Origin of the sequence: Sulfobacillus sp. hq2 (genome assembly GCF_002903155.1) — a bacterium.
Lineage (GTDB): Bacteria > Bacillota > Sulfobacillia > Sulfobacillales > Sulfobacillaceae > Sulfobacillus > Sulfobacillus thermotolerans.
Map to the genome: position 1 here is coordinate 1 of NZ_NWUL01000009.1, position 25,781 is coordinate 25,781.

The following is a 25,781-nucleotide window of genomic DNA, read 5'->3' on the forward strand; positions in this document are numbered from 1 at the left end:
GAACAACAGGAAACCCCGGATTGACTCCTGCGGAGTCAGCGCCTTGTATCTCCGCCCTGAACGGCGGAGTTTTACGGCGCATTCTGATAAAAGCACAATAGAGAATGGTTTCAAGCGGCTATAGGTAGTGATAAGCGGACCACGTGCGGGCGGTTGATTCCGGGGTTTATGGTTTCAAGCGGCTATAGGTAGTGATAAGTCACGAGTTCTTCAGCACGTACCACATTCCTCCGGAGTTTCAAGCGGCTATGGGTAGTGAAAAGGGCCGGGATCCGGCGCGAGCCGTGCAGGCATTTCGCCGTTTCAAGCGGCGATGGGTAGTGAAAAGAGTGTATCTCCGGAGCAACGCATGATGGATAAAAGTGTTTCAAGCGGCCTCGGTAGTGAAAAGGGTAGCACCACTCGCACGAGCGAGATTCGTCAAGACGGTTCAAGTGGCTATAGGTAGTAACAAGTTGGGAGTTTTTATTCACGATTGCGTACTCCCCATAGCGTTTCAAGCGGCGATAGGTAGTGAAAAGCCGTTCGATAAGGTTTGCGCGAGGCTAATCCAGACGGTTTCAAGCGGCTATAGGTAGTAATAAGACTACTTCGCGCACCACAGGTAAGACAATCACCTGGGCGGGTTCAAACGGCTATAGGTAGTGATAAGCAACGCTGTAATGTGTGGGCCCAGCTGGTATCCCGTTTCAAGCCGCTCTGGGTCGTGACAAAATTGCAGTTTTCTATCAGAACACGGTAAGCCCGCCGATCCCGGCGGGCTGTGTTGTTGGGCACTAAAGGAGGTTGCTGCCTAATGACACTCACCGATTTTCTTGTTCGCCCGCCTGATTCGCCAGGAGCCGGGTCAACAGGCTGAGCCTGACCCGTGTCCCTGGGTGGACGGCGGCCCCAGGGCAGGACCGGCTGCCATGATTGATCATCCCGTGTGTACGCCCTGCGTCGCAGGGCGTGCTCATCGCTGGGGTGATCCGCGGGTTGCGTGCGAATACTCGCTCGTTGGAGAGACCACGTCCTCGCTGAGGACTAGACGGAATGCCGCCTAGTCGCATGGGGTGTCTTAATGTGCCCGGATTGGCGGCTCCGAGTCTTCCGCCACGAGGACATTGAGGGGCGTTCGGGGGACAGCACGCGCGATGTCCCCGAACCTGTTACGAGAGGCGGGGCTCGTAATGTTTGACGTTTTCTGTGATCCGGCCGGTGACGCAAGGGACAACGTAGCGGAGGAGGGGCCATCGTCGCGTGCTGCCCTGAGTCCGCGGCCACTAAGGGACTCGACCCCGAATTGCGGCGCTGTGGGTTCGAATCCCACCCGGCCCTCGCGATCGACGGGGATCGCAGGCGTTTTCCGATGGGTAGACGGCTCGCTCACCTCGACGGGCGGGTCGCCCCGCGGCTGGCCACCGGGTGGCTGGTCGCGGCAGACCCGTCGCGTTTTTTGTTGATAGACCCCTTTTCTCAGCCCCGTCGTTCAACGGTAGGACAGCGGTCTCCAAAACCGCCGATGTCGGTTCGACTCCGGCCGGGTCTGCCAATTTTTAAAACGTCTTGGTATACGTTCTTATCCTTCTGCATACAATAGTCGTAAACGATTGTTGACAAGATCGGACGGATGGGCCAAGATGAAACATAAGCAGAAGTTGACAAGGAGGGTACGGAAAATGGAGCATCTCGCAAAGAACCCGCGGCGTCGTGGTGTTCAGCAGATCACCATTCCTCCCGCTTCAGAAGTGAATGAGGCTTTTATGACGGTCGGTCAACAGATCCAAAAACGTCATATTGAGGCGTTTAAGCGATTAGCTGATCGCTAATGCGTTGGATTTCCCTCCAAGAAGCTATTCTATTCCAAAAGCAGGTCGTTGCTGAGACTGGTGGATCCATCGGAGTTCTTGATGAAGGCAAGTTGAAGGCCGCTCTGTTGCGGCCTCTTCACGTTGTATTCGACTACGATCCATTTCCAACACCTGCTTTGAAGGTCGCAGCGTTGATTGAGAGTATCATTACCACGCACCCTTTTCTCGATGGCAATAAGCGAACAGCCATGCGGATAGGGCTTGCGTTGTTAGAGTATAATTTTCTCCCGCAGCATGTGGCCTCCGATGCCGACATTGAAGCTTTCGCGGTCGGCATCGCTAACCACACGATAACACGTTCAGAAGTGGCACGATGGCTCGAAGGCCTTTATCGCTGTTCTGATTCGTCAGATCTCGACTCGTAATTTCTCCTTCTTCGTAAGAGATCGACCCATCCACGCGGCAAAAAAGACAATAGCCCATCCCCACATTGCCCCTGTCGGTGCGAGTCCGGCCTCCGGCCGGGTCGGCTCATTTTGCTCCATGCCTTTCGAGAAAGCGGGTGAAGACCCCATGGATATCGCCTGGGCGTTTCGCTGTGATACGTGTGGCTTCCCGCAACGGATGGTGAGCCCGGATGAGGACGTGACCACCTCTACCGGGGCCTGCCCCTGTTGTGGCAGCAAATCCTGGCATCTCTACGCCAAGGATGATCAGGGTCGCGTCCGGATCATCGGATAAATCTATTCGCAAAGGAGTGAGACGTCATGTTGTTTGCCTTAATTCCCTACCTCGAAATGGAAGACGATGCCGCCGAGGTGTGGATCGACCCGGTATCGGCTCCGCCCACCACGCCCGCCGAGGTCGTGGCCGTCTTAGCCCGGTTTGCCGACGCCGACCCGGCAGACCTGGAAGCCATTGCGACACATTGCGACGCGTGGCACGCGGATCGCATTCTGTTGCCGGATGCCGGCGGCACCCAGTGGCGGAGCGTCTGGATTGCGGACGCCTTGGACGGTCGGCTGGTCGACACGTCCGTGCGCTCTTTGACGGGAGGGATGCGTTAATGCACGAGCCTATCATTCACCGAGTCTGTTTGCTGCACGGCCAGCCCGGCACGGCTGATTCATTGAGCGTCTCGGACCTGTGGGAGGCCAACACCGAGGCCCCTGCGTTCTTTCGCGCGGTGCTGGCGACGTTGCTTAGCGGGCGTATGTACGATGATTCGGATGCTCCCACGTTCTATAGCTACTATACGACATCGGACCCCGATCGTCTTCGCAGGGCCGTGCAGATGTGGTATTCCGCGACCGCTTCCCTCCACAGTCCAGAAATGGCCGCATGGATGGCCGATGTGTGTCTCGAGTCTCCGAAGCTCGGGACCTTTGCTGAGGTCAACCGATGACCGATCGTGACGCGTATCGTGCCCGCATCGCCGACCAGATGGCACGCGATCCCGGCGTTGTGGGCAGGCGCTGGATTGATCGCGATGCGCTGGGTCTCGGCATGAGGCGCCTCGCTCCCTGCGGTTTGGCTTTGATATCACTTCCCCGAAGGAGGGACTCCTATGTCCTCGCCTTTATTGCCCGCCGTTATTCTGTGTGACGGCGATACGTTCGAAGCAGATCGACTCCTGGCCGCGTTACGCGACGCCGCGGGCACGCAGCCGCGCCTCTTTGTGAAAGACCACGCGACGTTGCCGGAAACGCTCGTCGTCCTCTTGCCGCCTGATGGGCCCTCGCTGGCCGCCGTCCTGCGCGATTGGGTTCGCACGTGGTGGTCGGACGCCGATGCCGCCCGCTCGGGGACGCCGGAACAGTATCTGGCAGGCTTTGGCGTGGTCCTCGATCCGGACCCCTATGCCACGTTTTCCACGTCCTGTCCCTATTGTGGCGCGGACGGTACGCTGTCTGTCGTCAGCGGCGTCTTTGCCACTCAAGGCGTCGCCGTTCACGCCGACGGATTTGCGTTGGACACCGCGGCCGTCTTGCACACGGCTGACGAAATGGTTGCGTGTGCGGCCTGTCAGCGCACGTTTGCGGCGGCGGACATTGCGTTGTAAGGCGTCTCCGGCTTACTCTTCCTCTTATCGCAGGACATCCCGTCGGGTGTCCTCTTTTCTCTCGCAAAGGAGTGTGTTCCATGGATTCCTCGGTTCCTTATGGAGGACAGGCGTCGTCGTTGCCATCATTTCCCCCTTTGACGATTCGTCCGGATCCGTTGCGCGAAGCGTCTATCACCGACATTACCGAGCATCCGTTAGGTCGGGAACTTCAGAGTCTCTTAGCGTGGTTTTATGGGACGGGCTTTGCAGCGGATCCCTGGCCCTATGGGGTCTCATTACCCAGCCGCGCTGATTCTCCCCCTACCTTCGCCTTGTCGGGGTATGATCGGCGGGCGGTCATTGTGGCTATTGGACAATATGATCATCGGCCAGCCGCCGATGATCTCGCGGGCCCCTTTCCTCCTGACGGGCATGTCGCTGTCCACGGGACGTTGGAAGGATCTCCTCCGAAAGCGCATGTGACGGTGCTGTCGTTTCGGGCGACCGTGATGGATCATGCGCAGCTCGCGTCGGGGTGGCATGTTGTCCTGAGCAGTGCCACCCGCGTGTTCTCGGCGTTTTATGATCCGCGGCGGCGTCTGCTGTGGCGCTACGGCGATGCTCGTCCTTCGACGCGACGGTGGCGGGTCCCTCATCTCGACGAAGTCACAGTGCCGCGGTCGGCAGTGACGCAGGGTCTTATCATGGCGCCTGCGGCGTCTTCTCCCGCAGACCGTCCATGGTGGCAAGAACGCGGGCCCCAGTGGACCCGGCGCCACGCGGCCTGGCTCGATCAGGCTCGTGACACGGGCACGCTTGTGATTCCCTATACGAGCCCGGCCGTCCCCGATCTCTTATTTCGTCTGTGGCGCGCAGTCTGTGATCGCCAGCACCGTGTGTATTCTGTGTTGTATCGGGCGCGCGGGGCGGTGTCGACGTGGCGCTATAATGCCGATCCGCAGGATCTCGATCGTTTTCGTATCACAGACGCGGCCCAGCAGGCCGCAGATGCGTACTTTGTGCAACGGGTCGTCCCGGAATTTGCGCCGCAATCGTTTTGGCTGTGCAGTCTGGGGCATTTTGGCGAGGTTTCGCTGCCAACTCGCACGGCGCTGACCCACATTTCCGCGCTTTTGGACATTTTAACGGCGGGCCGACAGCCGGCGCCACGGTGGTCTTGATGGACCCCAGGGTGTTTATGCCACAGGCCCGCACGGCCGCGGTGTCTTGACAGGGCGCTGCGCTTTGATATGCTCATCCTATCAGGAGGGGTGAGGATGTCATTACGCATGCGGTCCTGGCTTGCCATGACCAGCGGAACTATCGTGGTCCTCGCCGTGGTGTATGCCCTGGCGATCTGGGCCGTGCAGCGGTATATGACCGCCCAGCCCGTGCCGCCCTTGGCGGCTCTCGGGGGGCATCCGCTCTATTTTATCGCCGGAGGCGTCTTAGCTACGGTCAATGTGCTGCCTCTCATGCTCCCCTACGCTCCGACAGCGCGGCGCCGGGCCGCCTATGACGCCGCCCGGGCGGCGTTTCTTCGCGAACATGCCGACGCGTTTCGCGATCCGGATGTGGAGTAAGGGAATTTTCGGAGGCCGCTGGGCCTCCGCTTTTTTTTCTATTGGGAGGTGTTGCGTGTGTCACGGCATGATGCGGATCCCTCAATTCCTGTGTTATTCGGGCGTTTTGTGGTCCTCACGTCGGTGTTTGCGTCGCTCTTATGGGAAGTCGTCCCTCGTCTGCACGATCAGCCGCTTCACCCTTTTTTCGCTTTATGGGCGCATCCGTGGCCCCATTACAAGTTTTTTGCGTTCGGGTATTTTCTCGCCGTGATCGTCATCGCGCCCTCGTGGGCGTGATGATACGGCCTCGGACCCCGCGCGCCGACCGTCTTGCGCAAGCGCGCCGGTCAGACCTTCATCTTGAATACGGAACGCGGGTGGCCGCGCCGGATTTCGCAGCCTTTCACGCGCTTGGGATGCCGTTTCACCAGCAGGGGCGGCGCGCTCCCAGCCGATCTCCGGGCGCTCTTGCCGCCGATTTGGCCAGAAGTGCTGCGCGACCGTCCCGTGGCGGCCTTATGGCCGTTGATGCACCCGGCGTCGCGTGTTGATCAGGGCCTGCGCTCATGAGCGTAGGCCCTGTGGAATTTTGAGGAGGAGATATGCCGATGTCACACGTCTCAGATGCTGCCACCCCCACGTGGAATGACGCCGTGCGGGCGCTTTTTGCCGACCAGTATGCGCTGATGGTGCGCAAGCAACAGGATTATGGCCCAGGCAATATCGCGGCGTTTGGCGAACTGGGCGTCCTCGTGCGTTTGAGCGATAAGCTCGAACGCCTGAAACATCTGTTGGTGACGACCGACGCGACGGGCCAGATCACCGTCCGTTCGGCGGTTGAGACGGTGAATGAAGCCGTGGAGGACAGCTACCGCGATCTGCTCAATTATGCGCTCATTGCTTTAATGCTACGGCAAGGCACGTGGTCCCGCCCCTTTCGGGCGGCCGATGCGACTTTATGTCGTGGCCCCCACGATGATACCGAACAGGAGTGATGCCCCCATGTCCCGATCGTTAACACAGGCGGCGGCCATCTTAGGAGAAGTCGCTGAACAGGCCGATTGTGCGCCGGGTGAGGTTTTGGCTCTTTGGCGGACGCCGAGTACGCCTTTCGCGCAGGCGGCGATGGTGGAGGATGTCGCCCGCGCGACCTTGACTGAGCTGGCCCGTGCGGGCGTGCCCCTGCCTGACGTGGAGCGCACGTTCGTGCTCGCCCGCCCCTACGATGATGGCACCGCCCGGCTCGTGATTAGTCACGGCCCGCAGATTCTCTTTCATGATGAGTGGCCCGCGTCGGGATCGCTCCGGGCCTGGTATCGCGCCATCACGGATCTCGTCGCGGCCTTGCGGGCAGTGGCGGCGCCGCGCCCAGTGGCGGGGGCGGTCGAAGACCCTCTGGTGCATGTCTACGGCCCAGACGCTCCCCACGCGCCGGTAACGGTGGTCGCGAACCGCGCGGGGCTGGCGGCGGTCGCGCAGGCGCTGGCCCACGCATTGCTGCATGGCGAGGGTGCAGCGTTCGCCTTTACCGCCGACGGGGAAGGCTTTGACGTGGTCGTGCAGTGCGACGATACGGCCTGGGACGGGCCTACGTGGCGCCAGCGCCCGTTGCCCTATCGCGACTCCCGCTTCTCCGCAGGAACCCCGCCTAGGATGTAACCCCCGCCCCCTTGTGGAGGGCGAGACGCCTCGCGACATTTGAGGAGGAATCTCTCCATGGATTTTGACGCCTATCTGAATCGCGTCGCCGCGCTGGACAGTCCCGCCGATGATCTGCGCGGTCCGCTTACCATTTCGGCGTCCGAGAGCTTGCATGATTTGTTTCAGGCGTTTGCGACGCAATTTGCCTGCGATGCCTCGGCCTTAGTATGGCCGTCCTATCTGTCCGCGTCCCCGCCGACGGCAACCATCGCGTCCGGCGAAACTTCTGTGGGCGATCTCGTTCACGTCTATAACTGGCAGTGGGATTTTTTTGTGGTCAATCCGTACGAGCGACCACGTCAGCACGATCGATTCTTTGCCTATCAAAAACACGCCGCGCAAATGACGTGTCGGTTGCAAATCACACACTTTTGGGCGGCCACCCCCCCATATTTTACGGTGATGGCGTGGATTACGCACCCTCTGTGGGCCCATTCGGTTTTTTTGTTGGATCTGATGCCCGTGAAACGTATCACCTGGACGCCATCGTTCGCGGACTCTGCGCATGGCATTGATGCCCTCTGGCGTTTTGATGATGTTTCGTGGTCTTTGCGTGAGGCGTTACTGACCACCGCCGAACATGCCCACAACGCCATCCCGCAGACGGCCCGTTTGCGTCATGCCGAGCGTCTTTCTCTGCAATCACCCTGGACCGGGCTCCGTCTTGCCTTGCGTGGGCTCTTTGTCGGCGTGATCCGGAGCCTCATTGGATAACCTGTCATGGCTTCTTTCGCACGGCCTGTCGCCCGTGCCTGCGGGGTTACCACCCCCGCACTCTTGCGGGGGTGTGGGACGCATGACCCCATCTGAGGAGGACTCTCCATGGATTTTGACGCCTATCTCCAGCGCGTAGCGACGCTCGAAACGACCTGGGACCATCCCCAGGGGCCGTTAACGATGGCGGCCTCTGACAATGTCCCTGCGCTGTTTCAGGCGTTTGCCACGCAGTTTGCGCAGGACGCCTCGACGTTGGTTTGGCCGTCGTATCTCGCGCCGCAGGGGGCGCCGAGGACGTACCACCGACAGACGACGACGAATAAAGGCCATGTGGTCGTCCAATTGACGTGGCACTGGACCTTTGCGGTACAGGACCCGCACGACCCGCCCCGGGCGCAGGATGTGTTTGACCCGGCCCGCAAACGCGCCGCCCGCGTGCGGTGTACTTGGCGAATCCAGCAGGTGTTAACAGGCTCGCCTTATTTGACCGTGCAGGCGTGGATACGATTTCGTGCGGCGGGGAGTTACCGCACGGTGTCCCTTTTGGACCGTCCCCACGTCCAGCATCTGACGTGGACGCCGATGTCGGCGGCCTCGCCTCACGGCTGTGACGCGCTTTGGCAGTTTGATGAGGAGGAGCCGTGGTCTTTGCGCGACGCGTTACTGGAGACGGCGGCCCAAGCCGCTATGTTGCCGCCGTCTGTCTGGTTACGGCACGCGGACCGGATCACCTGGGGGCAGGGCGTCCGCACCCTGTTGATGCTCCTGGGACGCATGATCGGCGCCGGGATGCGTGCTATTTTCTCCGACGAGTTCCTCTTGATCGTCCTGATTCTTGTGTTCTTTGGGGTCGTTTTGTGGATCTGGTGATCGCGGCGCGCTTTTGCGCCCAGCCTGACGGCTGGGCGATGGCGTCCATATTCCTCTCAGGAAGGCGGGATGTGCTGATGCGTCGGCTCTCCTCGCGGTCTCGGTCCTATACGCCCGGCACGCGCTCTGAATTTCGCGCGCGGCGACTTCTCGATCGCGTGACCGCACCGTATCAGGCGGTCTTGTCTCGCGATCGCTGGAACGACGAAACCCGCGCGGCTCTAGTGGCCATCACGCAGGCCCTGCGGGCCCGCGGTTGGATGGTAGCCACGACCCGGGGCCATCTTCTGATTTTGACGCATCCCGATTACCAGGATGTGGGCATGTATGTGGGCAAAGCCCGCACGCGCGATGCCCCTCCCCGCTGGCATCCGGTCGTGTTTTCCGCCTTTTACCATCCCCTGACGGGTTCTAGCTCCCCTCGTCTGTAGCACGGATGGCGGGCCCCTTGTGAAAGGAGGATCTACGGATGTGGCGGATCATTATTTGCGGCAGTCGCCATTGGACCGACCCTGCGCCCATTGCGCGGGTGATTCAGGCGTTGCCGCCCGACACCGTGGTGATAACGGGCGGCGCGCCGGGCGCGGATGCGCTGGCCCATCGCCTCGCGCTCCAGCGCGGTTTACGCACCGGGGTCTTTCCGGCGGCCTGGGCGACGGAAGGGCGGCGGGCGGGCCCCTTGCGCAATCAGCGCATGCTCGAAGCCGGCGCGGATGCTGTCTATGCGTTCCGGTGTCCTGGCGCCAGTCCCGGCACCGATCATATGGTGCGCATTGCCCGCGCCGCGCACGTGCCGGTGCGGGTGATTACCCCCGATTTGCCGGAACCGCAGGGCGACACGCCTCTGACGGCGCGTTAGACGTCTCCTGTGTGTATGTGCATACATCGGATTACCCGTGACTCTGTTCCTTGAGTCCCATGGCCGTCTGGTGGTGGTACGCTGTCTTGACACACCCTCTTCGGCTGTCTTCGCCCGCCCGGACTGGCGGGCTTTTTTTGTGACGCATTCTGACTGAAGGTGGTGTCTCTGATGACTCTTTCGGCCTTTATGGCCTCTCCGCTCTCCTCCACGTCCTCTGCCGTCGCGTTTTCGTTAGGGGATTACGATTGGCCGCGTCCGCTCTCCCCGGATGCGGAACACGATTGCGTGCGCCGGGTTCGGGCGGGCGATCCCGAGGCCAAAGACATCCTATTCGCCGCGAATATGCGGTTGGTGTTCTTTCTTGCCCACCGGTATCCGATTCCGGACGGGATGACGTTTGAGGACCTGGTGCAATGGGGTGCCATTGGTCTCTGGGAGGCCATCCCTCGGTTTGATCCGACCCGTGGCGTGCGGTTTTCGACCTATGCGGCCTTTTGGATTCGGCGGGAAATTGGCCGGGGCTTGGAAACCACGGCGACGCTGATTCGGGTGCCGCGGCCCGCGCGGGACCGGCTTGCGCGTCGCGCGGCGACGGGCGATTCCTGGCCGCTTTCCCTCGCCGATCAGCGGGCCCTCGCGGCGTTACATCCGGCGCCATCCTTGGAGGCCTCCGTCGGGGCCGACACGGAGGATGATTTGCCCTTCGCTACCGCTCTAGCCGATGACCGTGCCACGGACCCGGCCGAGCGGGTGGCAGAGGCCGACGCCGCGTTCCAGCAGCATCGCTGGTTGCGGCAAGCTCTGGCTGCGTTACCGGCGCGCACGGCGCAGATTCTCGGCGAGGCCATGGGCTGGCCGGATCAGGCGCCTCGCGCGCTGTCGGCCATTGCGCGCGATCGGGGTCTGAGCCGCGAACGGGTCCGGCAAATCGTCCAGCAAGGCCTGACCGCCCTGCGTTCCCCTTTACGTGCGTCCAGGAGGGATTGGGAATGACGGCTCCTACGCTGTATCCGTGGCGGTTAGCGCGGGTTTTGCGCCAGCTCAGTCAAGTCGAGGTCTCACGGCGCGCCGCCGTGAATCAAAGTTATTACTCGCAAATTGAGCGGCACCAGGTGAGGGCGAGCGCTGCCATCAGTGCCCGCCTCTGGGCGGTCTTAGCCCCGTCGGGGGATTATGAGACCACGCCGGTCGTGTGTCAGGATTGCCACTACACAGGGCCTCTGCGCGTGTTTCAGTCTGACGCCGCCCCGGCCCCGCGTTAACGCGCGGGGTATCTCGTGTTCGATGGCCGGCCGCGCCCCAAGACAATCCGCGGCGCCTTTGTTATCCTCTGCTCAAGCGGAGACGCTGTTTTCCGCCGCTACCCTTCGTACAAAGGAGATGGATTTTTCGATGACGACCGACGCGCTGGACACCTTACTGAGTGCTTTGCCCGATTCGCACGCCGGCGATGCGCTCGCCTTCTATCTCCACGGGCTACATCCGGGCGATGATCCGGTTGATCCGGCCCTGGTTCGGGCCTGGCTGACGGATCTGCGCCTTCAGATTGACACACTCCTTCCCCGTCTGCCGTAACAGGTCCCTGGTTTCTCCCAAACGCGAAGCACGGCCGCTGCGGGCCGTGCTTTTTGACGTTTCGGCCCATCACGCCCCTGAGGAGGTTCCGCTGATGCCGTTTCCGTCCATCCAGACCCCTTGGGGCAGCATCGCCCCTATCGTCGTTGATACGACGACGCTGCGTTATGAGGATATGTCTCTGACCCCGACGGGCGTCACGCTGACCGTTACCGTCTCGCGCGATGCCGTGGCGTGGACGTGGCAGACCGCCGATCACCGTCTCGGGGGGACGGGCTTTCCCTCGGCGGCCGCGGCCTTAACCCATCTGAGCCACGTTCTCACGCAGCAGTATGGGACGTTTTGTTCCCCGATTTCCGATGCGTAATGCGTGGGCGGTCGTTTCCCTATGGAAACGGTTGGCCTTCCCTTTTATCCGGCAACAACGCGATACCGTGTTGAGCCCGCCATCGCGCGGCGGTGCTGTTGTCATAAACACCGTCGGATCCCGCGGCGGTCGTGTAACCCCTGTGCTCCGATCCCTGATGTCTAAGACGGGGCATCCCCGCCGCTGTTTCCATATGGAAACGCGGGACGAGCCCCCTCATCTTTGGAGGTGTGATCATGCGTTATTTCCGTGCCGGGCAATTCCCGGCGACCGATGAACCCACCCACTTACCCGTGGCGCCCGGTCCCAAAATGCTTGTGCCGGTCACCGTGCTGGTCGATGCGGCGGATGCCGCGGCAGCTACCGATTGTCTCAATACGATTCTGCGGGACCACGCCACGCCTGTCACCAACGGCCCTCTTATCGACTGGGCCTTGGGGCCCCTGACGCCCTATACCCCGCCGGACCCCTATCAAGAAGGGATGGCGTTTGCGTCGGCCGTCACGCCGGATCCGGCCACGCTGTGGGCCGATCTCGGCCGCCGCATTGCGGAACGCCTCGGGCCCGGGGATGCCGACCTGCTTTATGATCCGGCCACGTTTGGCGATGCCGCAGGGACGCTCTCTTACGACGCCATGACGGCGCGTATTCAGGCCATTGTCGTCGAGGAATGTCGCGCGACGCCTTTCTTAGCACCACAGCCGCCCCGAAAGGATTGACCGTATGGTTCACCTTCTTAAGATCTGGCCCGAATACTTTCAACCAATTCTGAGCGGGGCCAAAACCGTCGAACTACGATCTGAAACCGACCGTACTTTTGCGGTGGGGGACGTTTTACGCCTTTGTGAGTATGTACCCGGAACTGCGTCTCCCTATACGGGCCGAACCTGCGCGGTCCGCGTGACCCATGTGCTGCGGGACCCGACGGGCCGTTGGCTAGCCCCGCACGTGGCGGCCCTGTCGATTCAACGGCTGACGCCGCCGCCTCCTGCGGATTCCTAAGGCCCTTTCGCATCCGCCGCCCTGCCAGGGCGGCGAGAACTCCACCGATTCGATTCTATTGGAGGAGGCGTGACGTTTTATGCCCAATTGGTGCACCAATACCCTGACAATCACCGGCCCATCGTCTCTGGTCTCCCAGTGGGCGCAAACGATGCAAGGCTCGTCTGTCTCATGGCCGGATGCTGGCGATGCCGACGTCGTCCCTGCCGTGTTGCCGCTGTGTTTTCATCGCGGGGTGCCGATTCCGGCGGACATTGTGCGCCAAGGTTTTTCACCCGCCGGGTACGATTGGTGTCGCCGCCACTGGGGCACGAAATGGGAACCCCGCGAGTTCGCGGAGAACGTTCCCGAGGTGTCCGTGCAGCCCGATGGTTCGGCGACGGCGTTTTACCGATTCGATACAGCCTGGAGTCCTCCCTTGGCGTGGCTGCATACGGTGGCCGCACACTGGCCGGCATTGACCTTTGCGTTAGAGTACGAAGAACCCGATAATGCGGTGTCTGGCGACGCACTATGGCGGGACGGTCAGTGCGTGCGCCGAATGGCCTTCTAATGAGGCTTCTGGTTCCTATCCTTCGGCCTAACGGCCGGGGACTGTCACGCTCCCGTCGGTCGGCTTAGGCCGGACTCGCCCGGCAGGTTGGTGTTTCCGGTCGTTTTTCTATGGCTTCGCTCTAGGAGGTGTGTTTTCTCATGCCCTCGTCTTCCGTGACGACACCCGGCGGCACAATTGGCGTCTTGTGGGAGGCCGGGCCGAATTATCCCGGCGTGGCGGTGACCATCAACGGCGAAGTCGCCGCGGTGGTCGAGTGGAATCCGGAGCACCACGCGCTCGTGGTGCGGACGTATGACCCCGTCAGCGACTTGAATTGGCGCGCGTATTATCGGTGGGACACGGGGGCCGACATTCCGTCCGGCCCCTGAGGGTCTTTGCCTCGACACCTCGCTTGTGAAAGGAGCATGCTGTCATGTCCACGGCTTCTCTCATTCAACTCGATCTCGCGGCCTGGTGTGGCACGTCCAACCTCGGCCAGCGCCCGCTGGCGCGGCGCTTGCGGGCGCACCTGACCGCGCTGATCCAAGCCGATACCCCGGTCATCGTCTGTGATTTTTCCGGCGTCGACGTGCTGACCAGTCAGTTTGTGGACGAATGCTGGGGCACACTGTGGGATCAGTTTCCGCATGCCCTGCTCCAGCAGCGAATCCAGATTCGTGGCCTCGCGGGCAACAACCGGGCGATCTGGCGGTTTGTGCTGGCGCATCGCTAGCCCTCACGGCGGCGTCTCTGCCATCACACGGAGGATTCTTCCTTGTTCTTTCTAGGAGGTTGTAGTGACCCTTCAAGCGCACGATAACGGAACCCCACCGCAAAAAGAACCGAAATCCCTGCGGCTTAGCTATCGCGAACTGCTGTTTGTGAAGCATTCGCTCGAGCACGACTTTTGGTGGTTCGAGGAATTAGACGACGCGGCGGACGCCATGCCAGACGAACAAGCGGTTCGCGAACGCCAACGCCTTGCGCAATTGCGCACCGTTCATACCACACTTTGGCGCAAGATCCAGACGGCCTTAGATCGCCGGGCGGCTCGTTTAACGCCGGACCAGCGCCGGCGCGCGGATCTCTTTCGCATCGAGTAGCCTGAGAACGGTTCTGTCCTTTGCCTGCTTGATCGAAACCCGGAAGGTCGGTCGACATTCGTGACGCGGTAGGTCTAACGCAGGTATCGTCCTGTTGCCGCCCCGCATGGGGCGGCAACAAGGAGTCTGTTCGATGTTTTTGATTGCCCATCGCTCGAGTCTCGCCTCGATGGCCTCCTGAAAGGATGGATGTTGTATGACGCTTCGTGACCAGCTTCAGCAGCTTTTCGCTCACCTTCCCGGCCTTACGTCGGATCCTGCCGGATCGTATTCCTATTCCCTCTACGCCTACTCGGATGACGCGTTGACCGCCGCCCAGCTCGCGGCCATTGCTACCGCACCCGGATCCAAACGCGATGCGTTCTATGAACAGCTTGATGACATTTTTCTGATATGGGCCGATGAGGCGTTTAACGCGCTGATGGACGATTTGCATCGAGCCTGGTGTGAAACCTCTGCCGCGGACAATGACGCTCTCCCCTGGGCGGACGTCCACGATGTCGCGCACGATCTCATACAGGAGACTGTCACGTTTACCATGGACTACGACCATTTCTTACAACAACGCGTCTATGTCAACATTATCGTGAACACCGGCGATAGCCACACGGATTATACGGCGAATGATCTGATTCCGGCCTCCGATCGCGATCCCGTACAAATTCCCCCCGAAAGTAGTCTTCTGTGGCTGACCCGCCAACAAGGCTACACGCGGCGCGATCTCTACCGGACGATTATGCATCAGACCGCTTCGCCCAGTGTCTTTTTGCAGTCTGTATATGAAGAGTGCCGCAATGTCACGACGGTCATGAACGCCTTGACCTTTTTTGTGACGATGACATTAGGCGACTACCTCGATTGGATCGACCGCCGCGCCGACATTACGGTCTCAGCCGACACCGCCTGCGGGCTCTGGGATCCCTGGGCCGGCGGAGGCAGTACATTAGACATTGTTTTAGAAAAACCCGTTACCATTCCTTTTCAGTACGCGGAACCGGCGTTTGATGGCGTTCGTGGTTCCTATAGCGTCGCGGACACGTATGGGATGTTGCGCCGGTTTTGGACGGACACGGTGTTGACGACCTCTCTCGCCTCGGCGTAATTTCGCTTACGTTGCTAGTCATTCCCCCGGCTTTTCATTCCTTTTTGTGTCATATGGTTCGTTTCCTCAGACGTAATGTGATACAACAAAAGAAACATCGTCATATTACCAGATCGAGGAGGTCCCATCATGAGCACAACCTTTACCGTCGATGGCCGCTATTATACCTTTTTTCCCGCCACGATGAATGGCGTAGACGTCATCGGAGTACGGTGGGTATATCACGGCGAATCGTTTTGTGAATGGTCGGCGGAAGCTATGATGCCTCAAACGCAAGAAGAGGCCGAAATAGCCCTGACGCACTATCCCTGGGCGATCGTCGAAGCCATCGATGATTTTGAGGAAGGCGACCGTATGAAAGGGGCCCCGATCACCGTGTCCACCTTAGCGACCTGGCTAGAGATGTTTCGTGACTGGGTGGGGACGCCTTCCGAAGAATTATTGGAAGACGGGGGGACCGTGATCGATCACTTGTTGACTGAGTATGCGGATCCTGCCTCCCCACGGTATAGTCCAATAGTCTCGCGTCAACGTTTGGAAGCGGTATCCCCAGAAACGTGGCAACAAGCATGGGATCTGTTCGACGCAAGGGGATAACAATAATAGGCCGTGGAGAGGCGTCACGATCGAGGGGGATGCCCCATGACCTCTCGCATCTATCGCGCCGCCTATTTGGTCTATCCCGATAGTGGGGAAATGGTCCTAACGGGCCCCGAGCACGCGGACTATCCCGACGCCGCCCTGCGTGCTGAAGCCCTGGCCGAAGCGTACCGTGCAGACCTGATTGGTCCAGAGTGGCCACGGGTTTCTGTAGAGGACTTCCATCGCTATCTCACGATTGGCGCATGGTACGCTTCGTACTAGAGCCTCCTCGTGCCCTGCGCACTCCCGGATTAGCTGGCGCGTTGTCGTTGAGCTTCCCCGCCCGCTTATGCGGGCGGGGCTGATATGATGGTGGAGGTGAGAGATATGTCTGACCGCATGGTTGTCACGATTACCGTACCGTCGTGGGCACTAGAGATCCCCGCCGTGGCCGCTTTACTGCAAGACGATCCCCCAGAAGATATGATCCCGAATCCTGACGGGACCACTGATCTGTTTCAGTCAGAAGCTCCGTGGGGCGAATGGCCGGCCTTGGAATCGCTCCTTATCACCGCAGGCATTGCGTTTGATCGCCATTCTGATGGGAAATACGAATACGATCCGGAAACGCGGTTTTTCCGCCCCGCGGCCGCGGACGTGCCCGTCTGCGACGCGACGGTCCTGACCTTGGCTAATGGGGAACCTGTTGTCGCATTGGCCACCTTCAAAACTTTAGCCCAAGCGGGACCACTCACGGTTGACGCCATCACCCAAGCCTTGGGGATTCCCGCGCTGTCGGTCGCGGCCTGGGGACAAGCGCATGCGCCGATCCCGATTCACCCGTAACCCTATCGCATCCCCCGTCCTTCCGGCGGGGGATGACGACACCGTGTGTTCCACGCGATTACGCCCTATTGGAAAGGATGATCAGCCCTTATGAGCTACCGCGTTTCCATTGACTATACCCAGCAGTCTCGTCTGCACGATGATGGCACCCCCCAGTCGACAGAGTATGGCCTGCTGATTTATGACGATTTTATGGAATATTTTCACCCGGTAGCCGCTACGCTGCCTGACTTTTTGCGTATTCTCACACATCCTGCGCTAGCGATTGTTATTCTGAGCCACGTCGGACAGGATACGGTATCGGATTTGCTCGACAATGCCCAATATCGTAGAGAGATTCTGATTAACGGAGCCGTTTATACGTTTGACCATTCGACACGAGAGGCGCTTCAGTTTATGCCCGTGCCGAATGACGCGACCGCTTATGTGCCGGCGGCCTTTCTGGCAGAATATTGTCGTCAACACCCGCCGCTGACATCCTTAGGCCCCTGGACGGACGCCGATCGCCAAGCGTTTCGGCAAGCGGCCGAAGCCGCTGGGTTGCTGTGTCTGTCCGACGAACTGACGACCCTCTTTTCTTTGTGAGATTTGCAATACACGGTCTCAAGTGATGGCTGACATTCGCCATTTCCCAATGCCGCTAATGCATGCGATGCCGCATTCTGCTTCTACGGGTTCCCATTCCAACGACAAAGGACGGTGACCTATTATGCACTTAAACCGTGGCGGATGGGGCTGGTGTTGTCCCGACCTCCAACACTATTACCGGAATACGGATATCATTCATCTCACGGTGAATCCGGCAACATCCGGCATTGTTGCGACACTCATAGATTGCCAGGCGAATACGTCCTATGCAATGACCTATTGTCCGTTTTGTGGCACGCCTTTTGAGGAAGAGGACACTCTGTCAACGACCCAGGCCTGAAAGTCCCGGATGGGGTTGGACTCTGATTGAAGATTTTGAAATTCACGGCGCCCTTATAGCGTTTCGTTAAGTGTTTATGACCAACGAAGAACAACAGGACTGTGTAAAAGAATGTGATTGGGATGGCGTTAATAATATGCCGCTTGAAAAGATAGCTACTATTGCTATCCTTATCGCGGACGATCCTTGCCTTAAATGTCGCTAACTCTGACGGTATAAGGCTAGACGCCCCGTGTGGGGCGGCTACAGGATCTGTTTCGCATCTCTGATGTAAGGGTTTTTACTCTTGTGATAAAATGAGATCTTTATCTAACGTGGCGCAAGGAGGCCGCTATGCACTCGATTGACACGCTTGTGGCGCAAACTACTGTCCACCCTTTTCAGCCTCTCTCCTCAGCGGATCCCTTTGATCTCCTGTGGTGGTTAGGCTATTGGCTAAGACGGATGCCGAACAGCAAAGCCATCATTCGCACGTTGATTACCATGCAACCCGTCGTACACTTTCCCGACGGGCCACATCTGACCGTCATGACCTTACATCAATGGTTGAGCACCCACGCCCCCATGTCGCCGGAAATTGCCGCGTTGCAGCCTCTCCTGATGCCTCTCTTCACGCAAATCCTGGCAGACGAAGCCGCTCACCCTCCCGCTAATGATGAGGAGGAGCCCATTCTCTACTCCGACAAACTCATGGCCGCCTTCTGGTCTGGCTATGGGTGGGCTCCGTCCTAAACATGACACCTTATGCCAATCACTCGGAGGGATTATCTGTGTTCTTATGGTCTCACCGCGTTCGCCTCATCAGCGCTCTCGCACTGCTCATCAGCCTGTCGGGGTGCGGCCTTTCGACCCCCTCCGCCGCAGCGATTCCGTTCCGTTCGCCGGGAGTTTCGTCGCGGCCGGCGTCTTCCGGCGCCCCGTCCACGCCTACGCTCATACTGGAACCGGGCGCCGGTGTCACCCCCTGGGTCACGCTCATCGGTCACGCCCGCACGGGGATTGACCTCAATGCCTATCTGATCGATAATCCGGCCATTCTGACCGCCTTGCGGCACGCGGGGCAGCGCGGGGTGCCCATTCATGTGATGCTCGCCCCCAATCCTTATGACGATGCCGCGGCTGTGCCGCACGAACGCCAAGCGCTTGCGGCGATTCCCGACTGCACCGTGCGCCATGCCCCGCCGCGGTTTGATCAGGCGTATGCCTTTGACCACGCCAAATATCTCGTGGTCAATCCGGGGACGCCGCACGTGACGGCGATCATCGGGTCCCTGAACTTTACCGATAGTGCATTTGACGGGACCAATCTCGAGGCGGCCGTGGAGGTCACGGGCGCGCTGGCGCAAGCGGCGATGCAGGTCTTTCAGGCCGACTGGACGGACCAGACCGCTGGAACGGGGCCCCGGCAGACGCTGGTGCTCTCCCCCGGGGCTACCGCGACGTGGGTCCACCTCTTGCAGTCCGCCGGGCCTCTGGACATGACCACCGAAGAAATTGGCGATGACCCCGCGGTGCTCGCGGCGATGGCGGCCCAAGGATCGAATCTGCATCTCCTCTGTCCCGCTCCTGCCTCGGCCGCAGCCCAAGCTCGTCTGGCCACGCTCGCACAGGCCGGGGTGCAAATTCGGACACTAACCACGCCGTATGTGCATGCCAAGACGATCATCACGGCCAGCCAAGCCTTTCTCGGATCGCAAAATCTATCGTCCGTGTCTCTGCAAGATAACCGCGAGATGGGCGTTCTGGTGTCCGGCCCGGACCGGACGGTGCTCGCCGCCTGGTTTGCCCACTGGTGGCAGCAGGCGACGCCCTGGACGGCGTCCGGCGCGTCGCCTCGCACGACCACACCGATTTCCCCCTCTTCGGCTCGCCCCTGGCTGCCCCAGGGCGCGTCAGAGGCCACCGTGCGGCACCTGTGGGGATCGCCAAGCCGCACTTATCCCACGACCTATCACGGGCAGGTGCAAATCGCCTGGGTGTATCCGACCGCCACGATGTATTTTGTCGGGTCGCGGCTCGTGGCCGTCGTCGATCATTAACCAACGACAAGGAAAAAGCGCGCTCCTCGATGTCTCGCCATGACGCTATCTATCGTCACGATCGTCCCTTTGCTATACCTGGCCTCCGTCCCATGGCGGCGGCGGTCCTAAGAGAGGGGCCGCGTGGCCTCTCTCAGCCCTCTCGTTCGCCCATCCACCGGCTGGGCTAATCTTCGGCCTATCTCGGGGGGCGTCTCCCGTCAGGGGTCGCCGGAGATCAGGGCGCCTTTTCCCCCTGGTCCCCCCTTACAGGAGGTTTCTTCCATGGATTTTTGGGACACCACGTTATGGACGTTACGATCTCACGACGAGACGCAACGCGAGATGGCTCCCCTGATGATCGATGCGTTGCAGACCTGGTTGGATATCCAGCTCGCCGCCTGGGCTGACCGATGGTACGGCCATATTCTCGTCTCCGACACGTTCGCAGTGACCGTCCATATTTGGTTTACCGCGACGCCTTTTGTGGGATCCCACTGGTTTGTGAATACGCCCTCTCCTTGCCGTTCGTGCGTTCCCGCCTTCTCCCTCACAGGGACCTTGCCCGTTCTGCGCGGGGCTTCTATGGACGTTCGTCTCACCTATGCCCATGACCGCTGGCAAGCGAGTGAGGCGCTGCTGACCACGTGGATGGCCACGCTGGAAGCTCTGGTGGCGCGGCAACGCTGGGCGCCAGCTCCTTCACTTCGTCCGCCAAGGCGACCCGTCACCCGGCTAATTGGCGCGCCGTCCCCTTCTTGGATACGCCGCCTCGCGCAAGGCGTGGCTCTTTATGGCATGGTCCGCCTGGTCTTCTGGTTCTTTACTCTGCCTACACCTCCGTCGTTCACGCTCCCGGAGTCCTTCAGTGTCCTCGTCTTCGCCGCGGCGGTGCCCTGGGTGTTCTTGCCCTAATGGCCAACCGCTGGGCGGCACGGGTTTTCGCACCGACGTCACGGCCCGCGGCGTCGGTTTTTGTGTTGTCCGGCGCGCCCTGCGCGCCCGTGTCTCATCATGTCATTCAAGGAGGCGATTTTGATGTCTACGCACGGTTTTGTCGGCATTGGCACGCCGGATCAGTTTCATGCGCGCTACAATCATGCCGATTCGTATCCTACGGGGCTGGGTGCGGAGGTCTGGGCGAAGGCCCGCCAGTTTTTGCACGAGGATGCCCATCTGCACGGCTTTGCCCACACGTTACTGAGCTACACCGATTGGCGGCAAATGTCCACCGCCGGGCTGTGCCCCTATTGCGGGCAGGCCACAGGTCAGCCCCATTCGATTTGTGGTGTGGTGTACACGGCCGATGCGTTCCCGGACGTCACGTCGTTGGCGGCCTACCAGACCGCACGCCAGCAGCCAGGGTTGTCTGCCGCGGAGGCCCTACGGCGCGCACGCGAGGAGTGGTCCATCATCCAAAACCTCCGGCGGACGGGCTATCCCGATCCGGAGGCGCGGTATCATCAGCACGAGACGCTTGAGGAGGCGGACCTGACGCCGGATACCCTCGATTGGCTCTTTATGGAATGGGGCTATGTGATCGATCCCGAGACGTTCCGCATGCATGTGCTGGTAGGCTGTATTGAGACGCCTGTGACGTATACCCTTGAGATCATGCGCCCGCATGGCGATCATGCCGTCTTACCGCACAATAAGCGCTATACGGGCGCCTTGTTGGCCTCGTACGACTTGCGGGAACCGGAACCCTCATGGGCCGCCGTCGCGGAAGCGGGCTATGCTTTACGCAAGACGTTGGGCGCGGCCTTCGCCGCCGATCCGACCCATCCCTTATTAGCGGCGGTGCGGGCGCTCCCGCCCGTCGAAGTCTGGGATTAAGTCCGGCGGCCGTCGGGTTCTTGGGGGATTTCTCAACACGCCCCGCGCCGCCTTGTGTGAGAGACGGCGCGGGGAGGATGTGTGCGTGACCCTCATTATATCATGTGTTACCGCATGTGCGCCAACCGCGCTTGCGCGGCGGTCAGTTGCGCTTCGGCGACCACAATGAGGGCTTCGAGGTCTTCCCGGTCTAAGGTGTCGACCGCCAAGCTCTTGAAATTCGCGAGGACGACGGTCGGTTTGATGCCGCTGCTCGCCGGCCGGGGCGTGGTGGCTTTTTCGACGCCGGCTTGATCGAGCAACCGCACGACTTCTTTGCTGACCCGCTGCATCGTCAGCGGCTGCGTTTGGGCGAGGCGTTCCAGCATTTCGACAAAGATCTTTTCCGCTTGCGCCATGATTTGCGCTTGCACGGATGGATCGGTGGTCACGGCACCGGCTTTGCGCCGGGTGGCCGTCAACAGGCGCTGGGCCGCGCGGAAATGTTCAATTGAAATGAGGCCTTTGTCAAAATACGCCCACAACTTGGGATGCGCTTGCAGGACGTCGCCCAACTGCTGATACAGATGGACACGGCTCGTGCTCATGCCCAGTTGCCGGGCCATCTCGCTCGTCGTGCGCCCGGCCTGATGCAACGCCTGCACGCTCTGCACCACATCGCGCAGGCGCATGCCTTCGCGTTGCAAGTTTTCGGTCATTTGCAAGACCTGGCGGTCTTCGTCACTCAACGGCGCCGTCAACACCCGCGCCGGAATGTGGGTCCAGCCCAGCGCTTGCGCGGCGGCCGTTCGGCGATAGCCGGCCACGAGCCGATACCGGAAGCCCCGCGTTTTGTTCGGCAAGGGCTCCACAATCACGGGGTGCATCAGGCCGTGTTGTGCCAAACTGGCTTGGAGCGCCGACAAATCTTCGGCGTCCATGCTTTTGCGCACGTTGTCAGCCCGGCGATCGAGGGCCGTAAAGGCAATCTCGACGATTTGCGGTTCATAGCGAAGCCCGGGCGCTGCGTCGGCGTCCAGTATCGGCGCTGGTATCTCGGGCGCCGGCGCCCCTAAGAGGTCGCGTAACGCCGTGACGTCGTCGGTTTCTGCATGGGATACCGGTGGTGTCTTGGGCGGTTGCAGGACCGACGAGGTTTTACCCCGTTCCGGGCGCGCCTGAGCTGCGGGCCGCCGTTTCTTTTTCGCTGAGTTCGCGATATGAATCACCTGCTTTCCTAAGAATTGCCGTCATTGTCCCATATTGGTGCGGTATTAGCAATGCCCCCCGTCCCGGGGGGACAGGCATCGGTCAGATTTTTATCTGCTCTCCCCGAAAGGGTCAATCACCCCGCCGTAAACGGCGAGGCTTGGTAAAGCCTCAGATTGACTAGCCTCAGCGCTTCGCGCGCTCCGTTGGAATCGTCACGACACCTGGGGATGCGCGTCCTAGTTCCCAGCCCTGTCGTCCGTGGTTAAAAGTCCTGTGGGGAAGGGACGGTGCTGCGGGCACGACAAGCGATGCCAACATTGGCGAAGGACAATTCACTCCGAAAGGAGGTAGACGTGATGTTCGTCTACGTACTCAATCACCACGGGCAGCCCCTGATGCCCTGTTCGCCACGTAAAGCCCGAGTGTTACTCCAGCAAGGCAAAGCGACCGTGGTGCAACGGACTCCGTTTACGATCCGATTGCGCTACGGGAGTTCGGGCTATAAGCAAGCCGTTTCTTTAGGAGTCGATGCGGGGACGAAGCATCTCGGTCTTTCCGCGACGACCGAAAAAAAGGTGCTGTTTGAGGCGGACATGATGCTTCGTACGGATATTCAAGCATTGCTTTCGACCCGGCGTGCGTTCCGCCGGGCAAGAAGACACCGCAAAACCCGGTATCGTCAACCCCGATTCTTGAATCGTAAGAAACCCGAGGGGTGGTTGCCTCCTTCGGTACAAAACAAAGTCGATGCCCATGTCAAAGTCATTCAAAGCGTGTTAAGCATCCTGCCCATTACCCACATCACCGTGGAAGTCGCCCAATTCGATATACAGAAGATCAAAAACCCTGATATTGCTGGAATCGACTATCAACAGGGCGAACAAATGGGATTCTGGAACGTGCGTGAGTATGTGCTCTTTCGGGATAACCATACCTGTCAGTATTGTCGCGGTCTATCTGGGGACAAGATCCTCAACGTCCACCATATCGAATCCCGTAAAACGGGTGGGGACGCACCGGACAACTTGATCACCCTCTGCGAAACCTGCCACGATACGATCCACCGGGCCGGATTGACCCATCTCTTTCAGAGGCCACACGAATCCTTCCGCGATGCGATCCAGATGACGGTCATGCGATGGTTTATCTACCGGGGGATCCAAAAAGTGTTCCCGCATGCCGACGTGACCTATGGGTACATGACCAAGAACACGCGTATCCGCAACTGTCTACAGAAAAACCATCTGATTGATGCTCGGTGCATCAGCGGACATCCCATGGCAACACCGTTGAACGAGACATACCTGATCAAACAAGTGCGGGGGCAAAATCGGCAACTCCACAAAGCTACGATTCTCAAAGGCGGGGTTCGAAAAGCCAACAAATCTCCAAAGGTCGTACTGGGTTTCCAGTTGTTTGATAAGGTGCGGTACAACGGACAAGAGTGCTTTATTTTTGGGAGACGTTTGCGTGGGGCATTCGATCTGCGGTTACTGGACGGCACCAAGATCACGTCGGGTGCCAGCCATCATAAATTGATGTTGCTGGAACGGGCTTCAACCTTGTTAATTCAGCTTGAGAAAGGAGAAAAGGCGGCTTCCTCTCTGGCCTAAACGCCGGAGTCCCCGCCGCCGATCTATGATGGATGGTGCATGATGACAGATGGCTCCGCGGACGTCGTGCGGGCGGTCATAACGACCCTCACCGCGCAAGGTGGGGGCGAGGCGCAGGCCATCGCCGACTGGCTCGATACGCTGCTGCTGAATGCGGACGAAACGGATGGGACGTTGGAGGATATGCTGTACTCCCTTGATGACCTGATCGGCTGGGCCCGCTTGGCCCGGCGGCAGCTCGCCGCCGCGGGGGGATTGGTCGTATGAGTCCCCCGACGGCCCTTGCGCCGGAGGCCCTCCAAACGTGGCGCACCATCGGCGTGCTGACCATACCCGGTTGGTCCCTCAAGGCGTGGTATTCCGGGACCCGCCGGGTCTGGTTGGTCCAGATCGAGCGGGATCTCCCGGAACAGGGCGGCTGGTTGCGGGGCTGGCTGGCCTCCGCCGTGCCCGGCGTACCCCAGGCCTTCGCGACACTGGCGGCCGCGCAGACCGCGCTCCTCGCCTTTGCCACCACGCCGCATCCCGCGGCGTGGCTGCCGAATGCCGGAGTGTGCTAAACCGATGGCGCCCCACCCCGTTTCTCCGCCGGCCTTGTTTTTCCTATTTTGACTATGAAAGGGGGATCGATCGATGGCGTCCTTTCCTCTTTTACCTCTTGACCATAAAGGTCTCACCCGCGCGGAAGCGGCCGATGTCCTGCGCGGCTTGGCGGATTTTCTCGAGGTTTATCCCACGGAGGGCGTGGTGCTGTCCGTCGCCGTCGAAGCGGCCGCGACGGGCACCCCTGCTCGCAAAAAATCGTCCCCGCGATCTTAGACGAGGGCACCCGGCGCCCTCGGTGGATCTATCTCCAGGAGGTGTCTCAATATGGCTGTGTTACCGATGTTGCCGGTGTATGCCGTGCGTACGGCCCAGGGGGTACCCCTCACCGTGGTGGTGTGGCCCGCCGCGGCCCTGGTGCGCACGGGAGCCCAGCGGCATCACACGAACCGCACGGGCGAACCCGTCGTGGCCTTTTACGATCGGCGCTTTCGCTATCCCCCGTTTCATCCCCATTATGGCCAATTTATTGCGGACTTTGGCGTGTCCACGTGGCGGACGTTTACGGCATCGGAGTCTACGGCCCGCGTGCTAGACGGCGGGGTGCCGGACTGGACGCTTGACGCTGCGACGGCCGCACGCGTGACCGCATGGCTGGCTCAGATGATGGCGCCCGCCCCGTGCTAACGTGCCCGAGGCGCTGCCTCGGGGTGCTGTTTTTTCGCGGCGCTCTCAGGAGGTGAGGGTTTTGGCGTGGTCTTTCCCCACCCCGGCCGATGGGTTGGCGTCTTCCATCCAGCGCGTCGCGGTCGCTCAAGCGGACCCGGATGTCTCGGATGCCGCGTTTCGCTCGTGGATGGGCGAGATGATGGACGCGTTGGCGGATGATCCGGCGCCCGCGGCCGACGCCGTCGCACGGACCGCGGCGACCCACGCCCATCTGTTTCACGACGGCCCGGACCCGGATCTCGGGTCGCCATAACGGACT

43 protein-coding genes and 1 tRNA gene are annotated in these 25,781 nt (G+C 60.4%); 43 read left to right on the plus strand and 1 reads right to left on the minus strand.

The window, feature by feature from the left end; translation table 11 throughout:
- The first annotated feature begins 1,460 nt into the window (after positions 1–1,460).
- The 37 genes from CO251_RS00615 (at position 1,461) to CO251_RS00785 (ending at position 21,446) form a co-directional block, all read left to right on the plus strand.
- Positions 1,461–1,534, plus strand: a tRNA-Trp gene (locus CO251_RS00615).
- Between the two features lie 127 nt (positions 1,535–1,661).
- Entirely contained in the window at positions 1,662–1,811 is a 150-nt protein-coding gene (locus tag CO251_RS17505) for a hypothetical protein (RefSeq protein ID WP_173677048.1), read from the plus strand.
- Positions 1,811–2,218 (plus strand): type II toxin-antitoxin system death-on-curing family toxin, encoded by a 408-nt coding sequence (locus tag CO251_RS00620; RefSeq protein ID WP_103373887.1) that lies wholly within the window; start codon positions 1,811–1,813, stop codon positions 2,216–2,218. Before CO251_RS17505 ends, CO251_RS00620 begins: the two co-directional genes overlap by 1 nt.
- Before the next feature lie 342 nt (positions 2,219–2,560).
- Complete coding sequence (locus CO251_RS00625) at positions 2,561–2,860, plus strand: hypothetical protein (RefSeq protein ID WP_103373888.1); 300 nt, start codon at positions 2,561–2,563, stop codon at positions 2,858–2,860.
- A complete protein-coding gene (locus CO251_RS00630) occupies positions 2,860–3,198 on the plus strand; it encodes a hypothetical protein (RefSeq protein ID WP_103373889.1) in 339 nt (112 codons plus the stop codon). Before CO251_RS00625 ends, CO251_RS00630 begins: the two co-directional genes overlap by 1 nt.
- A complete protein-coding gene (locus tag CO251_RS17090; protein WP_146038939.1) occupies positions 3,195–3,398 on the plus strand; it encodes a hypothetical protein in 204 nt (67 codons plus the stop codon). The genes CO251_RS00630 and CO251_RS17090 overlap by 4 nt, the downstream gene beginning before the upstream one ends.
- A complete protein-coding gene (locus tag CO251_RS00635) occupies positions 3,361–3,855 on the plus strand; it encodes a hypothetical protein (RefSeq protein ID WP_103373890.1) in 495 nt (164 codons plus the stop codon). Before CO251_RS17090 ends, CO251_RS00635 begins: the two co-directional genes overlap by 38 nt.
- Positions 3,856–3,935: 80 nt before the next feature.
- Positions 3,936–5,018 (plus strand): hypothetical protein, encoded by a 1,083-nt coding sequence (locus CO251_RS00640; protein WP_103373891.1) that lies wholly within the window; start codon positions 3,936–3,938, stop codon positions 5,016–5,018.
- A 96-nt stretch (positions 5,019–5,114) separates the two neighbouring features.
- Positions 5,115–5,420 carry a hypothetical protein gene (locus tag CO251_RS00645; RefSeq protein WP_103373892.1) on the plus strand — a complete coding sequence of 102 codons (306 nt, stop codon included), beginning with the start codon at positions 5,115–5,117 and terminating at the stop codon, positions 5,418–5,420.
- A 57-nt stretch (positions 5,421–5,477) separates the two neighbouring features.
- Positions 5,478–5,699, plus strand: a complete 222-nt coding sequence (locus tag CO251_RS00650; protein WP_103373893.1) for a hypothetical protein — start codon at positions 5,478–5,480, stop codon at positions 5,697–5,699.
- Complete coding sequence (locus tag CO251_RS00655) at positions 5,699–5,953, plus strand: hypothetical protein (RefSeq protein WP_146038940.1); 255 nt, start codon at positions 5,699–5,701, stop codon at positions 5,951–5,953. Before CO251_RS00650 ends, CO251_RS00655 begins: the two co-directional genes overlap by 1 nt.
- A 57-nt stretch (positions 5,954–6,010) precedes the next feature.
- Positions 6,011–6,397 carry a hypothetical protein gene (locus CO251_RS00660; protein WP_103373895.1) on the plus strand — a complete coding sequence of 129 codons (387 nt, stop codon included), beginning with the start codon at positions 6,011–6,013 and terminating at the stop codon, positions 6,395–6,397.
- Between the two features lie 7 nt (positions 6,398–6,404).
- On the plus strand, positions 6,405–7,061 hold the full coding sequence (locus CO251_RS00665) for a hypothetical protein (RefSeq protein ID WP_103373896.1): 657 nt from the start codon (positions 6,405–6,407) through the stop codon (positions 7,059–7,061).
- 57 nt (positions 7,062–7,118) lie between these two features.
- Positions 7,119–7,817, plus strand: coding sequence for a hypothetical protein (locus CO251_RS00670; RefSeq protein WP_103373897.1), 699 nt, complete (start codon positions 7,119–7,121; stop codon positions 7,815–7,817).
- 108 nt (positions 7,818–7,925) lie between these two features.
- A complete protein-coding gene (locus CO251_RS00675; RefSeq protein WP_103373898.1) occupies positions 7,926–8,690 on the plus strand; it encodes a hypothetical protein in 765 nt (254 codons plus the stop codon).
- Complete coding sequence (locus CO251_RS00680) at positions 8,678–9,121, plus strand: hypothetical protein (RefSeq protein WP_146038941.1); 444 nt, start codon at positions 8,678–8,680, stop codon at positions 9,119–9,121. Before CO251_RS00675 ends, CO251_RS00680 begins: the two co-directional genes overlap by 13 nt.
- A gap of 38 nt (positions 9,122–9,159) precedes the next feature.
- On the plus strand, positions 9,160–9,549 hold the full coding sequence (locus CO251_RS00685) for an SLOG family protein (RefSeq protein WP_103373900.1): 390 nt from the start codon (positions 9,160–9,162) through the stop codon (positions 9,547–9,549).
- Between the two features lie 171 nt (positions 9,550–9,720).
- Positions 9,721–10,545 (plus strand): sigma-70 family RNA polymerase sigma factor, encoded by an 825-nt coding sequence (locus CO251_RS00690; protein WP_103373901.1) that lies wholly within the window; start codon positions 9,721–9,723, stop codon positions 10,543–10,545.
- Entirely contained in the window at positions 10,542–10,814 is a 273-nt protein-coding gene (locus tag CO251_RS00695) for a helix-turn-helix domain-containing protein (protein ID WP_103373902.1), read from the plus strand. Before CO251_RS00690 ends, CO251_RS00695 begins: the two co-directional genes overlap by 4 nt.
- A 130-nt stretch (positions 10,815–10,944) precedes the next feature.
- Positions 10,945–11,127, plus strand: a complete 183-nt coding sequence (locus CO251_RS00700) for a hypothetical protein (RefSeq protein ID WP_103373903.1) — start codon at positions 10,945–10,947, stop codon at positions 11,125–11,127.
- A gap of 94 nt (positions 11,128–11,221) precedes the next feature.
- Entirely contained in the window at positions 11,222–11,494 is a 273-nt protein-coding gene (locus CO251_RS00705; RefSeq protein ID WP_103373904.1) for a hypothetical protein, read from the plus strand.
- A gap of 236 nt (positions 11,495–11,730) precedes the next feature.
- A complete protein-coding gene (locus tag CO251_RS00710) occupies positions 11,731–12,213 on the plus strand; it encodes a hypothetical protein (RefSeq protein ID WP_103373905.1) in 483 nt (160 codons plus the stop codon).
- Between the two features lie 4 nt (positions 12,214–12,217).
- On the plus strand, positions 12,218–12,496 hold the full coding sequence (locus tag CO251_RS00715) for a DUF3850 domain-containing protein (RefSeq protein WP_103373906.1): 279 nt from the start codon (positions 12,218–12,220) through the stop codon (positions 12,494–12,496).
- Positions 12,497–12,575: 79 nt separating this feature from the next.
- Positions 12,576–13,049 carry a hypothetical protein gene (locus CO251_RS00720; protein WP_103373907.1) on the plus strand — a complete coding sequence of 158 codons (474 nt, stop codon included), beginning with the start codon at positions 12,576–12,578 and terminating at the stop codon, positions 13,047–13,049.
- A gap of 140 nt (positions 13,050–13,189) precedes the next feature.
- Positions 13,190–13,420, plus strand: a complete 231-nt coding sequence (locus CO251_RS00725; RefSeq protein ID WP_103373908.1) for a hypothetical protein — start codon at positions 13,190–13,192, stop codon at positions 13,418–13,420.
- Between the two features lie 44 nt (positions 13,421–13,464).
- Positions 13,465–13,764 (plus strand): STAS-like domain-containing protein, encoded by a 300-nt coding sequence (locus tag CO251_RS00730; protein ID WP_103373909.1) that lies wholly within the window; start codon positions 13,465–13,467, stop codon positions 13,762–13,764.
- A 64-nt stretch (positions 13,765–13,828) separates the two neighbouring features.
- Positions 13,829–14,134: a hypothetical protein gene (locus tag CO251_RS00735; protein WP_103373910.1), complete on the plus strand. Its 306-nt coding sequence runs from the start codon at positions 13,829–13,831 to the stop codon at positions 14,132–14,134.
- A 196-nt stretch (positions 14,135–14,330) separates the two neighbouring features.
- A complete protein-coding gene (locus tag CO251_RS00740) occupies positions 14,331–15,236 on the plus strand; it encodes a hypothetical protein (protein WP_103373911.1) in 906 nt (301 codons plus the stop codon).
- 129 nt (positions 15,237–15,365) lie between these two features.
- Entirely contained in the window at positions 15,366–15,833 is a 468-nt protein-coding gene (locus CO251_RS00745) for a hypothetical protein (protein WP_103373912.1), read from the plus strand.
- Between the two features lie 45 nt (positions 15,834–15,878).
- On the plus strand, positions 15,879–16,100 hold the full coding sequence (locus tag CO251_RS00750; RefSeq protein WP_103373913.1) for a hypothetical protein: 222 nt from the start codon (positions 15,879–15,881) through the stop codon (positions 16,098–16,100).
- 105 nt (positions 16,101–16,205) lie between these two features.
- Complete coding sequence (locus CO251_RS00755; RefSeq protein ID WP_103373914.1) at positions 16,206–16,664, plus strand: hypothetical protein; 459 nt, start codon at positions 16,206–16,208, stop codon at positions 16,662–16,664.
- Between the two features lie 90 nt (positions 16,665–16,754).
- Positions 16,755–17,249 (plus strand): hypothetical protein, encoded by a 495-nt coding sequence (locus tag CO251_RS00760; RefSeq protein WP_103373915.1) that lies wholly within the window; start codon positions 16,755–16,757, stop codon positions 17,247–17,249.
- Positions 17,250–17,373: 124 nt separating this feature from the next.
- Positions 17,374–17,592: a hypothetical protein gene (locus tag CO251_RS00765; RefSeq protein ID WP_103373916.1), complete on the plus strand. Its 219-nt coding sequence runs from the start codon at positions 17,374–17,376 to the stop codon at positions 17,590–17,592.
- A 333-nt stretch (positions 17,593–17,925) separates the two neighbouring features.
- Entirely contained in the window at positions 17,926–18,324 is a 399-nt protein-coding gene (locus tag CO251_RS00770) for a hypothetical protein (RefSeq protein ID WP_103373917.1), read from the plus strand.
- Positions 18,325–18,362: 38 nt separating this feature from the next.
- Positions 18,363–19,631: a phosphatidylserine/phosphatidylglycerophosphate/cardiolipin synthase family protein gene (locus CO251_RS00775; protein ID WP_242968148.1), complete on the plus strand. Its 1,269-nt coding sequence runs from the start codon at positions 18,363–18,365 to the stop codon at positions 19,629–19,631.
- 264 nt (positions 19,632–19,895) lie between these two features.
- The gene (locus CO251_RS00780) at positions 19,896–20,525 is read left to right on the plus strand and encodes a hypothetical protein (RefSeq protein ID WP_103373919.1); all 630 of its coding nucleotides are present in this window, start codon (positions 19,896–19,898) and stop codon (positions 20,523–20,525) included.
- A gap of 123 nt (positions 20,526–20,648) precedes the next feature.
- The gene (locus CO251_RS00785; protein ID WP_103373920.1) at positions 20,649–21,446 is read left to right on the plus strand and encodes a hypothetical protein; all 798 of its coding nucleotides are present in this window, start codon (positions 20,649–20,651) and stop codon (positions 21,444–21,446) included.
- A gap of 107 nt (positions 21,447–21,553) precedes the next feature.
- Here CO251_RS00785 and CO251_RS00790 read toward each other — a convergent pair whose 3' ends face one another.
- Entirely contained in the window at positions 21,554–22,654 is a 1,101-nt protein-coding gene (locus CO251_RS00790) for a ParB/RepB/Spo0J family partition protein (RefSeq protein ID WP_103373921.1), read from the minus strand.
- Between the two features lie 339 nt (positions 22,655–22,993).
- Between CO251_RS00790 and iscB the strand changes: the two genes are divergently transcribed.
- From iscB to CO251_RS00820, 6 genes are all read left to right on the plus strand, one after another.
- Positions 22,994–24,250, plus strand: coding sequence for an RNA-guided endonuclease IscB (gene iscB / locus CO251_RS00795; protein WP_103373922.1), 1,257 nt, complete (start codon positions 22,994–22,996; stop codon positions 24,248–24,250).
- A 39-nt stretch (positions 24,251–24,289) separates the two neighbouring features.
- Positions 24,290–24,517: a hypothetical protein gene (locus tag CO251_RS00800; protein WP_146038942.1), complete on the plus strand. Its 228-nt coding sequence runs from the start codon at positions 24,290–24,292 to the stop codon at positions 24,515–24,517.
- Positions 24,514–24,810: a hypothetical protein gene (locus tag CO251_RS00805; RefSeq protein ID WP_103373924.1), complete on the plus strand. Its 297-nt coding sequence runs from the start codon at positions 24,514–24,516 to the stop codon at positions 24,808–24,810. Before CO251_RS00800 ends, CO251_RS00805 begins: the two co-directional genes overlap by 4 nt.
- 73 nt (positions 24,811–24,883) lie before the next feature.
- Positions 24,884–25,069: a hypothetical protein gene (locus tag CO251_RS00810; RefSeq protein ID WP_103373925.1), complete on the plus strand. Its 186-nt coding sequence runs from the start codon at positions 24,884–24,886 to the stop codon at positions 25,067–25,069.
- Between the two features lie 51 nt (positions 25,070–25,120).
- Positions 25,121–25,480 (plus strand): hypothetical protein, encoded by a 360-nt coding sequence (locus CO251_RS00815; RefSeq protein ID WP_103373926.1) that lies wholly within the window; start codon positions 25,121–25,123, stop codon positions 25,478–25,480.
- 61 nt (positions 25,481–25,541) lie between these two features.
- Complete coding sequence (locus CO251_RS00820; protein WP_103373927.1) at positions 25,542–25,775, plus strand: hypothetical protein; 234 nt, start codon at positions 25,542–25,544, stop codon at positions 25,773–25,775.
- Positions 25,776–25,781: the final 6 nt, after the last annotated feature.